We start from the raw sequence: 15,187 nt of genomic DNA, 5'->3' as shown, positions 1-15,187 counted from the left end.
TTGTTTTTTCAGGCACGGGACTTTGCGCGGGCCCACGGTTTGGCGCAGTCAGGCGAATCGCTTTTATGTGTAGGACGATTCCGGGATTGAGGGGCGCCGCATGGGCAGTCCCTTGGGAGTCTGCGGCGGATCCAGCGGGAACAAATCCTTTCGCCACGGGCGGTGATCGTTTGCTTTTGCGCTACAGTGGCGTTTGTGCGTATCGCACGCGCAGCGGTTTTCTTGTCTGGAGACAGTGGCTTGTCGAGTACCCCCAACCCTGTTGAACCCACCCATCGCTGGCAGGATGTGCTCGCCGGGCTGTCAATTGCCGGGCTGTTGTTGCCCGAAGCGGTCGCCTATTCGAGCATCGCCGCGTTGGCGCCGCAGGCCGGGGTCATTGCGCTGTTTGCCGGTTTGCTCTGTTACGGGCTGTTCGGCACCAGCCGGTTTGCCATTGTCTCGGCCACGTCATCGGCGGCGGCGGTGCTGGCGGCGGCGACCGCGACCATGGCCAACGGCGACCCGCAGCTGCGTTCGACCCTGGCGGTCGGGCTGGTGCTGGTTACCGGCGGGCTGTTTCTGCTGGCCGGGATCTTTCGTTTTGGCAGCGTCACTTCCTTTATTGCCAAACCGGTGTTGCGCGGGTTTGCCTTTGGCCTGGCGCTGACCATCATTCTCAAGCAGGTCGCCAGTGTGGTCGGTGTGCAATTGATCGACGCCAACCTAGTGCGTTTCGCGCCGCAATTGTTCGAACAGTTGCCGCAATGGAACTGGCCGGCCGCCGGTGTGGCGGCGGTGGCGCTGGTGTTGTTGTTATTGTTTTCGCGGTTTCCACGGGTACCCGGCGGCTTGCTCGTGGTGGTGATCGGCATCGCGGCCGGCCAGTGGCTGAACCTGTCGGCGTATGGCGTGAAGATGATCGGACTCATCGACCTGAGCCTGGAAGTGCCGAACCTGCCGGTGTTGCCGTTTGCCGATTGGCTGCGTTTGGGCGAAGTGGCGTTTGCCATGGTGATGATCCTGTACGCGGAATCCTACGGCTCGATCAGCGCCTACGCGCTCAAGCACGGTGACCGGGTGAAATCGAACCGCGACCTGCTGGCCCTCGGGGCCTCCAACCTGCTGTCCGGTCTGTTCCACGGCATGCCGGCGGGGGCGGGGTACTCGGCGACATCGGCCAACGAGGCGGCGGGCGCCACTTCACGGCTGGCCGGTGGCGTGGCGGCGCTGGTGGTGCTGCTGATTGTCATGACGGTGCTGCCGTATATCGCGTTGACCCCGGAACCGATCCTCGCTGCCATCGTCATCCATGCCTTGGCGCGCGGGTTGAGCCTGCAGCCGCTGGGGCGATATTTCATCTGGCGGCGTGACCGCGTGCTGGTGATGTGCGCAGTGGGTGCGGTGCTGGTGCTGGGGGTGCTGGACGGCTTGCTGGTGTCCGTGGCGATCAGCGTGCTGCTGATGCTCAAGCAAATGTCGGCGGCCGATATCCAGATTCTTGGCCGGATCGACGACGGGCACGACTTTGTCGATGTGCAACGTCATCCGGCGGCGAAAATAGAGCCGGGCGTCCTGATCCTGCGACCGGGCGAAGCGTTGTTCTTTGCCAATGTCGAACGGATTCTCGGTGCCGCCTTGCACTTGATCCGGCATTCACCTGCTCCGCTCCATACCGCGATCCTCAGCCTGGAGGAGTCACCGAACCTGGATGGCACCAGCATCGAGGCGCTGCAGGAGTTTTTTGTACGGGTGCATAACGAAGGCAAGAAGCTGGTCCTGGCTCGTCTTAAGGACGAGGCGCAAGGTGCGTTGGCGGTATTGCCCGAAGTCCAGGCTAACGGCGTGACGCTGAGTGGGTTGAGTGTGGATGGTGCGGTGCAACAGGCTCTCAAGGGCTTCGCGGGACCTGAATGATGGAGGGTGGCGAGGTTGAACCGACAGGCATAAAAAAACGCCGCTCATCTCACGATGGGCGGCGTTTTTCATTGCCTTGCAGCGTTAGGCTTGAACGACCGGGATGTTGGCGTTCGCAGCCGCTTCGCGGAACTCGGCGATCTGGTCGAAGGACAGGTAGCGGTAGACATCAGCCGCCATGCTGTCGATCTTGCCAGCGTATTCCATGTACTCCTCGACGGTCGGCAGGCGACCGAGGATGGAAGCCACCGACGCCAGCTCGGCCGAAGCCAGGTAGACGTTCGCGCCGTCACCCAGACGGTTCGGGAAGTTACGGGTCGAAGTCGACACGACAGTCGAGTTCGGCTCTACACGTGCCTGGTTACCCATGCACAGCGAGCAGCCCGGCATTTCCATGCGCGCGCCAGCCTTGCCGTAGATGCCGTAGTAGCCTTCTTCGGTCAGTTGGTGAGCGTCCATCTTGGTCGGCGGCGACAGCCACAGACGGGTAGGCAGCTGACCCTTGACCTGTTCCAGCAACTTGCCGGCCGCGCGGAAGTGACCGATGTTGGTCATGCACGAACCGATGAACACTTCGTCGATCTTCTCGCCAGCAACGCTGGAGAGCAGGCGAGCGTCGTCCGGGTCGTTCGGCGCGCAGAGCACAGGCTCCTTGACGTCGGCCAGGTCGATCTCGATGACTTCGGCGTACTCAGCGTCTTTGTCCGCTTCCAGCAGCTCAGGGTTGGCCAGCCAGGCTTCCATCGCTTGAGCACGACGCTCCAGGGTACGCGCATCGCCGTAGCCTTCGCCGATCATCCAGCGCAGCAGGGTGATGTTCGACTGCAGGTATTCAGCGATCGACTCTTTGGACAGCTTGATGGTGCAACCGGCAGCCGAACGTTCGGCCGAGGCGTCAGACAGTTCGAACGCTTGCTCGACGGTCAGTTTTTCCAGACCTTCGATCTCCAGGATGCGACCGGAGAAGGCGTTTTTCTTGCCTTTCTTTTCTACGGTCAGCAGGCCTTTCTGGATCGCGTAGTAAGGAATGGCGTGAACCAGGTCACGCAGGGTGACGCCTGGTTGCAGTTCGCCCTTGAAGCGAACCAGGATCGACTCAGGCATGTCCAGCGGCATGACGCCGGTGGCGGCGGCGAATGCCACCAGGCCGGAACCGGCCGGGAACGAGATGCCGATCGGGAAACGGGTGTGCGAGTCACCACCGGTACCGACGGTGTCTGGCAGCAGCATGCGGTTCAGCCACGAGTGGATGATGCCGTCGCCCGGACGCAGGGACACGCCGCCACGGGTCATGATGAAGTCAGGCAGGGTGTGGTGGGTGGTCACGTCGATCGGCTTGGGGTAAGCCGCGGTGTGGCAGAAGGACTGCATCACCAGATCGGTCGAGAAGCCCAGGCACGCCAGGTCTTTCAGTTCGTCACGGGTCATTGGACCGGTGGTGTCCTGGGAACCCACGGTGGTCATCTTCGGTTCGCAGTAGGTGCCTGGACGAATGCCAGTCACGCCGCACGCCTTACCGACCATTTTCTGCGCCAGGGTGAAGCCCTTGGTGCTTTCAGCCGGTGCTTCAGGCTTCTTGAACAGCGTCGAAGGTGGCAGACCCAGCTCGGCGCGAGCCTTCTCGGTCAGGCCACGGCCGATGATCAGCGGGATACGGCCGCCGGCGCGAACTTCGTCCAGCAGGACCGGAGTCTTCATTTCGAAGGTGGTCAGGACTTCGTCGGTGCCGTGCTTGCAGACTTTGCCAGCATGCGGGTACAGGTCGATCACGTCGCCCATGTGCATGTTGGAGACGTCGAATTCGATCGGCAGTGCGCCAGCATCTTCCATGGTGTTGTAGAAGATCGGAGCGATTTTGCTGCCGAAGCAGAAACCGCCGGCACGCTTGTTCGGCACGTAAGGAACGTCGTCGCCGAAGAACCACAGTACGGAGTTGGTCGCCGATTTACGCGAAGAACCGGTACCGACCACGTCGCCGACGTAGGCGATCGGGAAGCCGGCATTGCGCATTTCTTCGATCTGCTTCATCGGGCCGGTGACGCCTTGTGCGTCAGGCACGATGCCGTCGCGAGCCATTTTCAGCATGGCCAGGGCGTGCAGCGGGATGTCTGGACGGGACCAGGCATCAGGAGCAGGGGACAGGTCGTCGGTGTTGGTCTCGCCGGTGACCTTGAACACGCGCAGGCTGATCTTGTCGGCCAGCACCGGACGCTTCACGAACCATTCGGCGTCAGCCCAGGACTGCAGCACGCCCTTGGCGTGAACGTTACCGTTCTTGGCTTTTTCAGCGACGTCGTGGAAGGCATCGAACATCAGCAGGGTGTGCTTGAGTTCTTCGGCCGCTACTGGAGCCAGTTCGGCGTCGTCCAGCAGGTTGACCAGGGTCACGATGTTGTAGCCGCCCTGCATGGTGCCGAGCAGTTCAACAGCGCGTTTTTTGTCGATCAGAGGGGATTTGGCTTCGCCTTTGGCGATTGCGGACAGGAAGCCGGCCTTAACATAGGCTGCTTCGTCCACTCCAGGTGGAACGCGATTGGTGATCAGGTCAACGAGGAAAGCTTCTTCGCCAGCCGGGGGATTTTTCAGCAGCTCGACCAGGCCTGCAGTTTGTTCGGCGTTTAGCGGCTGGGGAACGATACCCAGTGCTGCGCGCTCTTCGATATGTTTGCGGTAGGCTTCAAGCACAGTATTACCCTCATCAGTGGTCCCAAATGGGTGTCCGGGACGCTCATCCAGGAATCGCCGTACTCATGCGCTGCATGGCGTTGTGGGCCACTTAGCCAGAATTACCGACAATTCCTTACAGAAGCTGCTTTCAAAGTTTTACGCCTGCAGAACGGGAGCTGATGAGGGTTGGCGCCGGATTTTTCCCCGCTGGAAAAACCCTTCGCCAACACCGCTCTGAAGGAACGACTGTGCTCGTGACGCTTTGAAAACAGCTTCTAACGGACATTGGCGCCTAAAAAGGCTGGCTGATTCTACGGCAAAAAAAAATTAAAGGTAAGTCGGGTGCTATTGGACTTTGGTGGTGCAGGGTTCCCGGCCTGTCGACACGCCGGTGGCGCTGAATGTTGAGGGGTGATCAATGGCGGACAAAGGGCTAACATGCCGGCCTGTTTTGCTTTTTCGCGTTTTCCCCTATGCCCAATCAGACTATCAAGACCCCTTGCGTCGGCCTCTGCTCCACTGTTTACGGTGATCTGGTGTGCCGTGGCTGCAAGCGTTTCCATCACGAAGTGATTCACTGGAACGGCTACAACGAAGAAGAAAAGCGCGCGGTATGGCTGCGTCTTGAGCAGTTGTTGTCCCAGGTGATGGCGGCCAAGGTGGAAATTTTCGATCCGGCGCTGCTCAGGAAGCAGCTGGAGCAACGCAAGATCCGCTTTGTGCCGCATCAGTCGGAATATTGCTGGGCGTATCAGCTGATTGCGCGGGGCGCGCGGGTGATCAACAACCTGGAAGCCTACGGCATGGTGCTGCTGCCGGAGTTTCGCGACTGGAACCTGCCGGAGTTGCGGGACGCCATTGATCGGGAATTCTTTTTGCTGTCAGAAGCGCATTACCAGCGCTACATCGCGCCGGGGTTTCTGAATGATGCGTTTGGCGGCTAGGAGCATCGCGGGCAAGTTCGCTCCCACAAGGTCGACGAAGAACCTGTGGGAGCGGGCTTGCCCGCGATGGCCATCTACCAGGCAGAGCAGGGCTTAATGCTTGCTCGCGATTTCATCCAGGTGATCCTCGACTTCCTGCGGCTTGAGCACCAGCACGTCGCTCTCCACCGCATCGAGCACCACTTCCGCCGTATTGCCGATCAGCGTCCCTGAAATCCCGCTGCGCGCCACGGTGCCGATCACCGTTACCGCCGCCTCCAGCTTGTGCACCATGAACGGAATCAGCACGTCCGCCGGGCCTTCGGCGATGTGCAGGTGCTCATCGTCGACGTCGAATTCGGCCTGGAACGCCTTGCACTGTTCGCGATAGCGCGCCTCGATGGTTTCGCTGAGCTGGAAGGTCGGGTCGGCCGCCGACAGCATGGGCGACGGATGGGCGCTGATGACATGCAAGTGCGCTTTGGCCAGGCTGGCGATGTCATAGCCGTAATCGATGATGGTGTTGTGCAGATGGCGGTGTTCACTGTCGATGTTGCCGACATCGACGGCCGCCAGAATCACTTTGTCCTTCCAGGAACCTGCGGTTTTCACCAGCAGCACCGGGGTCGGGCAGGTGCGCAACACTTTCCAGTCTTCCGGGGTCAGCAGGGCCTTTTTCAGCGCGCCGTCGGGGTAGTGTTGCTTGATCACCAGCCCGCAGCCTTCGGCTTGCTGCACCATGACGATGGTTTCATGCAGGCTGCCTTCCCAGGCCTGTTCGGTGGTGACGCTATAGCCATCCGCCACCAGGGCCGCCTTGAGTACGCCGAGCATGGCGCTGTGGTCGTGCTTGCGGTCGCAGACCAACAGGTGCAAATGGGCCTGGGTCACGCCGGCAATCAGCTTGGCTCGCTTGAGCGCCAGGCTTTCCGAGTGCTCGGGTTCGAGAACCACCAGAATGCTGCGAATGGCTTGCATGATCGGGATCTCCGGAACGTAAAGTTGATGGCGTGGAACAACTATAGTTGCTGGTCGCCCACTCGGGACTTGATGCATATCAACGGTAGCGACTGGTGGTCTTCGGGCAGGCCGGTATAATCGGCGCCCTTCGTTTTGAACCTTTTGTCCGTGGGCCCCATGATCCTTCCCGAAATTCACGAATTCCTTGGCTGCCGCACCCCCGATGGCTGGGTTCAAGCCGCACTGGCCGATCAGGAAACCCTGCTGATCGACCATAAAAACTGCGAATTCAAGGCCGCCAGCACGGCGCTCAGCCTGATAGCCAAGTATCACTCCCAAGTCGATCTGATCAACATGATGTCGCGCCTGGCCCGGGAAGAACTGGTGCACCACGAACAGGTCATGCGCCTGATGAAAAGACGCAAGATCGAACTGCGCCAGCTGTCCGCCGGGCGTTACGCCTCGGGGTTGCGCAAAGTGGTGCGCAGTCATGAACCGGTGAAACTGGTGGATACCCTGGTGGTCGGCGCGTTCATCGAAGCCCGCAGTTGCGAGCGTTTCGAAGCGCTGGTGCCCCATCTGGACGAGGAACTGGGCAAGTTCTATTTCGGCCTGCTCAAAAGTGAGGCCCGGCATTTCCAGGGGTACCTGAAGCTGGCCTATCAGTACGGAGATGCCAAGGATATCGCCCAGGTCATCGACAAGGTCCGCGCCGCCGAGCAGGAACTGATCGAATCGCCCGATGTGGAGTTCCGCTTCCACAGTGGTGTGCCGGCCGCGGCCTGAACAGCATTCCCCTCCGGGGGGATTTTTATGCCTGGCATTTGCCCTTCAAAACACCGCCCCCTGTAGGAGCGAGCCTGCTCGCGAAGAACTCAAAGACACCGCATTAAATCTGAACGTCCGCGTCATCGTTGGCGACCATCGCGAGCAGGCTCGCTCCTACAGGGGCATTGCGGTGGTGCAGGCTTGTCAGCCTAGCGGCTCAGGCCCAGACGCTCATGCCACTGGGCGATGGACTCTTCGGGATAGACATCGAATTGCTGATCCTTTCCATGCGCCTCGATCTCCACCCACGATGCTTTCGAGCCGAGCATCAGGTGCGTGTGCTCCGGCGGGACCGGTAGCGGGGTGTCGATGGCCGAGGCGAACGGGTGAATCAGCTCCGGCCATTCCGGGCTGAACAACCACAGGCCCGAGCCGCACAGCGAGCAGAAATGCCGCTCGGCGGTGCTGCTGTGGGCGCGTTTGTCACCCTCGTCCTTGAGACGCGCATGGTAGATCGCGATGTGCTTGCGTCCGCGTACTTTCAGGCTGGCGGCATCGCCGCCCAGGTTGATCGCGTAGCCGCCACCGCCCTGGGTCTTGCGGCAGATCGAGCAATAGCAGCGTTGATACGGGTAGGGGTGGGCGCTGGTCAGGCTGAATGACACCGCGCCGCAATGGCAGGAGCCTTCGAGTTGCATGGTGCTCTCCAGAGGACTGAATTCGTTCGTTCAGCCTAGAAGGTCCGGGGTGAACTTGCTGGCGTCTTCGCTGGCAAGCCAGCCCACAGGGGGCTTGATCGCGCGCAATATGGGAATCCTTCGATCCCTGTGGGAGCTGGCTTGCCAGCGATGAACGATAACGCGGTGCCACTGGACGGCTACCGACAGCCAAGTCAGCATGGGCAACTCTAATTCCGGACCAGGCCCGATGCGACGACTACCCTCCCTGGCAGCACTGCGAACCTTCGAATGCGCCGCGCGCCATGCCCATTTCGGCCGGGCGGCGGCAGAGTTATGCGTGACCGACAGCGCCGTCAGCCATCAGATTCGTCAGTTGGAAGAACAGCTGGGCGTGTCGTTGTTCGTCCGTGAAGGTCGGCAGATTCGTCCGACGATGGCGGCGGGGCGGCTGATGCAAAGTTTGCAGCAGGCCTTCGAACTGATCGGCGATGCCTGCGATGAATTACGCGACCCCTCGTCCCTCGCGGTGTTGCGCCTGGCGGTGACCGCCGAACTGGCGCAAAAGTGGCTGATGAGCCGCCTCACCGATTTCTATGCGCGCTATCCGCACATCACTTTGCACCTCTACGAACAACCCATCGACGCCACGGCGCCGGGGGAAGACATCGACCTGGCGATCACCTATGGCACCGGCCCGGTGGACAGCAGTGCGTATTTCGTCCGGCCATTGCCGGCGCTGCAGTTTTTTCCGGTGTGCAGCCCCGGTCTGTTCAACCAGGGCACGTTGAAAGCCCCCAGGGATCTGGCACGCCACTGCCTGCTCCACGACGATCAGGACGGCAAGACCTGGACCGCCTGGCTCACCAGCCATGCCGGCGATCAGCGCCCCGAACGGCAGTTGTATTTCGCCCACGCCGGGCTGGCGCTGGAGGCCGCGGCCCAGGGGCAGGGCGTGGCCATGGGCGATAACCTGACCGCCCAGGAAGACTTGCTCAGCGGTCGTCTGGTCCGGCCTTTTACCTCCAGCATGACGGCGTTGGGCCAATACGCCCTGGTGTGCGAACGGGTGCGCCTGGAGCGGCCGGCGGTGGCGCAGATGCTGGAATGGTTCAACGATCAACTGGTCGATTGATGAGTTCAATTCAAGTGTTCCGAAATAATCATCGTTGGCAAGGAGGCCGCCAGCGACCTTAGCCTGTGGTCATTCCAATCCCCGCTGATGAGGTTTGCCCATGGCACGTTTGCTCGATTCAACTCCCAAGCTCGACGGTTTCCGTTTGCCCGGCGAATTCGAAACCAAGTCCGGCTGCTGGCTCGGCTGGCCGGAGCGCACCGACGTCTGGCGCAACGGTGCCAAGCCTGCGCAGAAAGTCTGGGTGCAGATCGTCACCGCGATCGCCCAGAGTGAACCGGTCACCGTGTGTGCCTCCGCTGCGCAATTCGCCACCGCACGCCGCCAATTGCCGCCACACGTGCGGGTGGTCGAAATGACCTGCAACGACACCTGGTTCCGCGACAGTGGCCCGTGCTTCGTGGTCAACGACCAGAGCGGCGAAGTGCGCGGCGTCGACTTCGAATTCAACGCCTACGGCGGCCTCGACGGCGGCTTGTACTATCCGTGGGACAAGGACGACCAGATCGCGAGCAAAATCCTCGAAATCGAGCGCTTCGACCGCTATCGCGCGCCGTTGATTGCCGAACTGGGCGGTATCCAGAGTGACGGCCAGGGCAGCATCCTCACCACCGAGCAATGCCTGCTCAACCGCAATCGCAATCAGCACCTGGGCAAGGATGAAGTCACCCGGCGCCTGACCGATTACCTCGGCGCCGAGCAGGTCATCTGGCTGCCGCGCGGTTGCAAGTTCGACGAAACCGATGGCCATGTCGATGACCTGGCGTGCTTCGTGCGCCCCGGGGAAGTGGTGCTGCAATGGACCGACAACCGCGACGACCCGCAGTGGGAAATCTACCAGGAGGCCTACGACATCCTGCGCAGTACCCGCGACAGCCGAGGCCGTGAGCTGATCGTGCACAAACTGCCGCAACCGGATGTGCTGGAGTGGACCGCCGAAGAGGCCGAAGGCCTGGATCAGCAGGACAGCACCCATACCCGCCAGGCCGGCACGAAAATCTGCGCGTCGTACATCAACTACTACGCGGGTAACACGTCGATCGTGGTGCCGCTGTTTGGCGATCGCAACGACCAGGTGGCGCAGGCGACCCTGGCGGAACTGTTCCCACGGCACACAATCGTCGGCATCGAAAACTCCCGGGAAATCCTCCTCGGTGGCGGCAACGTTGCGTGCATCACCATGCCTCAGTACGCCGGCGCTGCCTGCCAGAAAAAGGGAGTGTGACCATGGGCCTGCACAAACTGACTCAAGCAATACTGCTGGTGCTTGCACCCCTGTGTGTGCAGGCCGCAGACACCCCCAAGCCGGTGGTGAATCTCTATATCTGGGGCGAGTACCTGGCCCCGGATACCCTGAGCAATTTCGAGAAGCAGACGGGTATCCATGTGGTCGCCGATCACTTTGACTCCCTGGAAACCGTCGAGACCAAACTGCTCACCGGCCGCAGCGGCTACGACCTGGTGCTGACCGCCGGCCAGCATCTGTCCCGGGCCATCCAGAGCGGCGCGATCCAGCCCGTGGACAAGCAGCTGCTGCCACACTTTGCCGGCGTCGGCGATGAGTTTCGCCAGCACATGGCGGTGTTCGATCCGGGCAATCGCTATGCCGGGATCTATGCTTGGGGCACCACGGGCGTGGGCTTTCAGGATGAGGCGGTCAAGCAGCGCCTGCCCGACGCGCCGACGGACAGTTGGGCCATGCTGTTCGACCCGGCGGTGGTGGCGAAATTCGCCGATTGCGGGGTCAGCCTGCTCAACGATCCCAACGAGGTGTTCGCGGCGGTCATGAAATACATGGGCCTGGACATCAACCGCCAGAACCTCGATGACCTGAAACGCGCCGAAGCGCAACTGGCGAAGATCCGCCCCTACATTCGCTATTTCGATAACGACCTGAACATCAGCGACCTGGCCAACGGCAACACCTGTGTGGCGATGTCGTGGAACGGCAACGTGGCCATCGCTGCTGGCCAGGCCGAAGCGGCGGGCAAGCCTTACAAGCTCGGTTACCGGATTCCGAAGGAGGGCACGTTGATCTGGTTCGACGCCATGGTCATTCCCAAGGATGCGCCGCATCCGCAGGCCGGCCTGGCCTTGATGGATTACCTGATGACGCCTGAAGTGATGGCGCCGATCACCGACACCATTCACTACGCCAACGCGATCACTGCGGCGGACAGCCTGATCGACCCGGCGATTCGCAATGACCCGGGCACCTACCCGCCGGCCGAAGTTCGCGCTTCGTTGTACAGCAAGAATGACAACGGCAAGGCGTTCAACCGGGCGCTGATCCGGGCGTTCAGCCGGTTGAAATCGGGGTTGTGACTGGCGTTGGAGAGCAAGCTCGCTTCCGAAGGATCGGCGCCGACCCTGTGGGAGCGAGCCTGCTCGCGAAGAACGATAACGCGGTCTACCGGCCCGGCACCCGCCACAAATACCAGGAAGCCACCGTCCGGTAAGGGCTCCACGCCAGGCCGATTTCGATCATCTGCCTGCGCGTCGGCTGTGCTTGCAGGCCTTTTAGTCGCCGATACCCCTCACGCACCCCGAAATCGTCGGCCGGCAGGATGTCCGGCCGTTCGAGGCTGTAGATCAGCAACATTTCCACGGTCCAGCGGCCCACCCCACGCAGGGTGATCAGGCGTTCGATCAGCGCTTCATCGTCCATGGCCAGCGCCGTGGCGTAATCCGGCACGACGCCGTCGAGGGTGGCCTGGGCGATGCCTTGAAGGGTCGCGATCTTGCTGGCGGAGAATCCGCAACCGCGCAGTTGATCGAAGTCGCTGGCCACGATCTGCTCGGGTCTGGGGAACCCGCCTGACGGGAACAGGGCCAGCAAGCGGCCGATGATCGCATCGCCGGCCCGGGCATGCAGTTGCTGATAGGCAATCGCCCGCATCAGCGATTCATAGGGATCGCGGGCGGCGTGGGGTTGGTGCAGGCAAGGGCCGACCGCCGCAATGTGCCGGCGCCAATCCTCATCGATTGACGACAGGAAATCGGTGGCGGGTTGATAGCGCTCGGGCATGGACTCAGGCATTGGCGCAGGGCTTCAACGGCGCGTTTATTTCGTCATGGGTCTTTTCGTGCAATTGCGTGTCGAGCCTGTCCATTGAGGGTCCTTATGAACAACAGTGGGTGGTCAGAAGGCGAGTGGCTGGGTGATCTGCACGGCGGCTTTTTCCAGCCTGAGCAGGAACGCCTTGCGCGGCTGTCCTCCACCATAGCCCGTCAGCGAGCCATCGGCACCGATCACTCGATGGCAGGGCACGACAATCGAAAGGCGGTTGTGCCCATTGGCCAGGCCGACCGCGCGGCTGGCGCCAGGCTTGCCCAGCCTGGCCGCGATGGCCCCGTAGGTGGTGGTCTGGCCGTAAGGGATGGTCGCCAGCACCGCCCAGACCTGACGGGAAAATTCGCTGCCGGGCAGGTGCAGCGCCACGTTGAACTCGGTCAAGTGGCCGGCGAAATACTGCGCCAGTTCCTGCTCGATGTGTTGCAGGTGGCGGTTGTGGCCTGGCGCCACGGCATAGCCGTAACGGTTCTGCAGGGCTTCTATCTCCCGGGTCAACGCCGGCCGGTCGAGGAATTCCAGCAACACCAGTCCGCGTCGTTCGGCCATGGCGATCATCGGCCCCAGCGGCGTGGTCAGGCGCGTGAACAGCAGCGGCTCACTGTTGGCCGCGCGACCGGGAGTGATGTGGAAGGATTTGCGGAAGGCATCGCGAAAACCGCTCAGGGACTCGTAGCCGGAGTCGAATGCCGCACTGTCGATGGAATCGCCCTGTTTGATACCGCCCAGCGCCATGCCCAGGCGGCGCGTGCGCAACCAGGCATGAAAGGTCATGCCGAAATGCTGCTTGAACCAGCGTCGCAGTTTCAGCGGCTCGATACCAGCGGCGAGCAACCGGGCATCGGTCCAGCGCTGCTCGGGATCGGCGTCCACCGACTTGAGCAGCGTCTGTACCCAGTCCGGGGCGATGGCCGCGGCGTCCAGGGGTTTACAGCGCAGGCAGGCGCGATAACCCGCCGACAGGCACTCATCGGCATGGGCGAAGAACTCGACATTCTCCGGCTTTGGCTTGCGTGCCGTGCAGCTGGGGCGGCAGAAAATACCGGTGGTTTTGACCGCGGTAAAAAACACCCCCTCGTAGGCGGTGTCGCGTTCGAGCATGGCGCGAACCATCTCGGCGTGGGGCGGAAGTAGCGTGCTGTGCAAGTTCATGGGGCCAGCATAGAGCGCGAATCCTGTGGTCTCCACCGGAAAATCGACAGGGAATTCCGGACCGTTTCAAGCAGCGATCCGTCAGGCCCTGCCGGTGCTCGACTAGTGCTTGTGACGATGATGGATGTCTGGAAAGTGCGCGTGACTGTGCCGCATGGGCGTGTGTTGGTGTTCATGGCTGTGGGGTTCGGTGCCGTCCCACTCAAATTCATGTTCGTGTTGGTGGTGTTCATCGTGGACGTGTCGATGTCGGTGAAGCAGTGCCTGGTGTTCATGCTCATGGGCATGGCTTTCCTTGAGATGAATCCAGACCCCCAGGCCCATCAGCAATGAGGCCGCCCAAAAACTCGCCGTCACCGATTCGCCCAGCAGCAGGATGGCTATGGCGGCGCCGAGGAACGGCGCGGTGGAAAAGTAGGCGCCCGTGCGTGCCGATCCCAGCCCGCGCAAGGCCAGCACAAACAACACCAGGCTGATACCGTAACCGAGGAAACCGACGATCAGGGTTGGGCCCAGTACCGTCATCTGTGGCAACGATGCGCCGAGTGACAGCGCCAGGGAGCAGTTCACCAACCCGGCGCACAAACCCTTTACACCCGCAATGAACAGCGCGTCGGAGGCTGAGACTTTGCGCGTCAGGTTGTTATCGATAGCCCAACAGGCACAGGCCAGGGCGACCAACAGCGGTCCGGTCCAGCCCTGGGCGTGAACCGCTCCCTGTGGCCAGGCCAGCAGCACGCCCCCTGCAACGATCGCCAGCATGCCGAGGACGATGCGTCGGTCGGCGTTCTCTTTAAACACCACCCACGCCAGCACGGCGGTCAGCACGGATTCGAGGTTCAGCATCAAGGAGGCTGTGGCGCCAGAGGTTGAGGTCAAGCCGAACATCAAGGCCACGGGGCCGAGAATCCCGCCAAAGGCAATTGCGCCGATCAGCCAGGGCCATTCCGCAGCGGTCAGCCCGCTGGGGCGCCAGCCACGGTCGCGGATCAATCGGGCGACGCTCAGTCCCAGGCCGCTGCCCATGTACAGCAGCCCGGCCAGGAGGATGGGCGAAAGGTTCAGCCCCAGCAGCTTGGCCAACGGTGTACTTGCACCAAAGAGCGCAGCGGCGGCAAGGGCATACAGAATGCTTATGTTCATTTGGGGCCTGGCTTTCACGGCAATGGCGGGATGACCTATTTAGTCACAGGCGCGGTTGCCGATCCATGCTGGCGCAGAAGGCCATGAATGAAAACGGCTCAGGCCCGACGCGCCATCAACAACACCGAAGCCGCCGCCGACAGCAGCCCCGCGCAGCAGCGGTTGAAGATGCGCTTGCCCGACGGCTTGGCGAACCAGCGACGCATGTGCAGGCCCATGTAGGCGTAGGCAGCGATGGCGATCCATTCCAGTATCAGGAACAGGGCGCCCAACACCGCGAATTGCGGGGTGATGGCGCGGGTCGAGTCAACGAACTGCGGCAAGAACGCGGTGAAGATCAGGATCGCCTTCGGGTTGCCCGCTGCCACCAGGAACTCTTGCCGGGCCAGCGCCAGCATACCCACGGGCGCGCCGGTCACTACGCTCGTAACGCCGGGGTCGGCGCGCCACAACTGCCAGGCCAGGTAGAACAGGTACGCCGCACCGAGAATCTTGATCCCGTAGAACAACAGTTCCGAGGTTTGCAGCACCACCGCCAGACCGGCCGAGGCCAGGGCGATCATCCCGGCGAACGCCAGCAGGCGGCCGACGCCGGCCAGGCACGCGGTGCGATAGCCGTAGCGGGTCGAGTTGCTCACCGACAGCAGGTTGTTCGGGCCGGGCGCCATGTTCAGGGCGAAGCAGGCCGGGAGAAAGAGGGAGAGGGTGGCGAGGTCCATGATCGGCTCCAGTGACGAGAGCGTATTTTTATCACAGCCCTCGAAGGGGCCGCCCCGTACAGTCACTGACCTAA

The 15,187-nt window shown here is 61.9% G+C and carries 13 protein-coding genes; 6 read left to right on the top strand and 7 right to left on the bottom strand.

Annotated features, from left to right (window positions below; translation table 11 throughout):
* Positions 1-240 precede the first annotated feature (240 nt).
* Positions 241-1,896 (top strand): SulP family inorganic anion transporter, encoded by a 1,656-nt coding sequence (locus ACVWYU_RS05915; RefSeq protein ID WP_457372198.1) that lies wholly within the window; start codon positions 241-243, stop codon positions 1,894-1,896.
* An 84-nt stretch (positions 1,897-1,980) separates the two neighbouring features.
* On the opposite strand, the gene acnB is transcribed toward ACVWYU_RS05915, so the two are convergent.
* Positions 1,981-4,581 (bottom strand): bifunctional aconitate hydratase 2/2-methylisocitrate dehydratase, encoded by a 2,601-nt coding sequence (gene acnB, locus ACVWYU_RS05910; RefSeq protein ID WP_090320730.1) that lies wholly within the window; start codon positions 4,579-4,581, stop codon positions 1,981-1,983.
* Between the two features lie 455 nt (positions 4,582-5,036).
* Between acnB and ACVWYU_RS05905 the strand changes: the two genes are divergently transcribed.
* Positions 5,037-5,507 (top strand): DUF1289 domain-containing protein, encoded by a 471-nt coding sequence (locus tag ACVWYU_RS05905; RefSeq protein ID WP_247258213.1) that lies wholly within the window; start codon positions 5,037-5,039, stop codon positions 5,505-5,507.
* A gap of 93 nt (positions 5,508-5,600) precedes the next feature.
* On the opposite strand, the gene ACVWYU_RS05900 is transcribed toward ACVWYU_RS05905, so the two are convergent.
* Complete coding sequence (locus tag ACVWYU_RS05900) at positions 5,601-6,464, bottom strand: universal stress protein (RefSeq protein ID WP_247258214.1); 864 nt, start codon at positions 6,462-6,464, stop codon at positions 5,601-5,603.
* Positions 6,465-6,623: 159 nt separating this feature from the next.
* On the opposite strand from ACVWYU_RS05900, the gene miaE reads away from it, so the two are divergent.
* Entirely contained in the window at positions 6,624-7,232 is a 609-nt protein-coding gene (miaE, locus tag ACVWYU_RS05895) for a tRNA isopentenyl-2-thiomethyl-A-37 hydroxylase MiaE (RefSeq protein ID WP_457372197.1), read from the top strand.
* A gap of 191 nt (positions 7,233-7,423) precedes the next feature.
* On the opposite strand, the gene ACVWYU_RS05890 is transcribed toward miaE, so the two are convergent.
* Positions 7,424-7,912, bottom strand: a complete 489-nt coding sequence (locus ACVWYU_RS05890; protein ID WP_457372196.1) for a GFA family protein — start codon at positions 7,910-7,912, stop codon at positions 7,424-7,426.
* A 229-nt stretch (positions 7,913-8,141) separates the two neighbouring features.
* Here ACVWYU_RS05890 and ACVWYU_RS05885 point away from each other — a divergent pair, with 229 nt between their 5' ends.
* The 3 genes from ACVWYU_RS05885 to ACVWYU_RS05875 all read left to right on the top strand — a co-directional run bounded on the left by ACVWYU_RS05885 (position 8,142) and on the right by ACVWYU_RS05875 (position 11,351).
* A complete protein-coding gene (locus tag ACVWYU_RS05885) occupies positions 8,142-9,026 on the top strand; it encodes a LysR substrate-binding domain-containing protein (protein WP_090320742.1) in 885 nt (294 codons plus the stop codon).
* Between the two features lie 100 nt (positions 9,027-9,126).
* On the top strand, positions 9,127-10,251 hold the full coding sequence (aguA, locus tag ACVWYU_RS05880) for an agmatine deiminase (RefSeq protein ID WP_457372195.1): 1,125 nt from the start codon (positions 9,127-9,129) through the stop codon (positions 10,249-10,251).
* A 2-nt stretch (positions 10,252-10,253) separates the two neighbouring features.
* Entirely contained in the window at positions 10,254-11,351 is a 1,098-nt protein-coding gene (locus ACVWYU_RS05875; protein WP_457372194.1) for an extracellular solute-binding protein, read from the top strand.
* Between the two features lie 85 nt (positions 11,352-11,436).
* On the opposite strand, the gene ACVWYU_RS05870 is transcribed toward ACVWYU_RS05875, so the two are convergent.
* From ACVWYU_RS05870 to ACVWYU_RS05855, 4 genes are all read right to left on the bottom strand, one after another.
* The gene (locus ACVWYU_RS05870) at positions 11,437-12,054 is read right to left on the bottom strand and encodes a DNA-3-methyladenine glycosylase family protein (RefSeq protein WP_247258226.1); all 618 of its coding nucleotides are present in this window, start codon (positions 12,052-12,054) and stop codon (positions 11,437-11,439) included.
* 114 nt (positions 12,055-12,168) lie between these two features.
* Positions 12,169-13,251, bottom strand: a complete 1,083-nt coding sequence (locus tag ACVWYU_RS05865) for a bifunctional transcriptional activator/DNA repair enzyme AdaA (RefSeq protein ID WP_390956344.1) — start codon at positions 13,249-13,251, stop codon at positions 12,169-12,171.
* Between the two features lie 102 nt (positions 13,252-13,353).
* Complete coding sequence (locus ACVWYU_RS05860) at positions 13,354-14,394, bottom strand: DMT family transporter (RefSeq protein WP_457372193.1); 1,041 nt, start codon at positions 14,392-14,394, stop codon at positions 13,354-13,356.
* Positions 14,395-14,492: 98 nt separating this feature from the next.
* Complete coding sequence (locus ACVWYU_RS05855) at positions 14,493-15,113, bottom strand: LysE family translocator (protein ID WP_390956342.1); 621 nt, start codon at positions 15,111-15,113, stop codon at positions 14,493-14,495.
* Between the last annotated feature and the right edge of the window lie 74 nt (positions 15,114-15,187).

The organism is Pseudomonas sp. TE12234, assembly GCF_054061835.1.
Note: the sequence above shows the minus strand (reverse complement) of the source record. Positions and strands in the feature narration are given on the sequence as shown.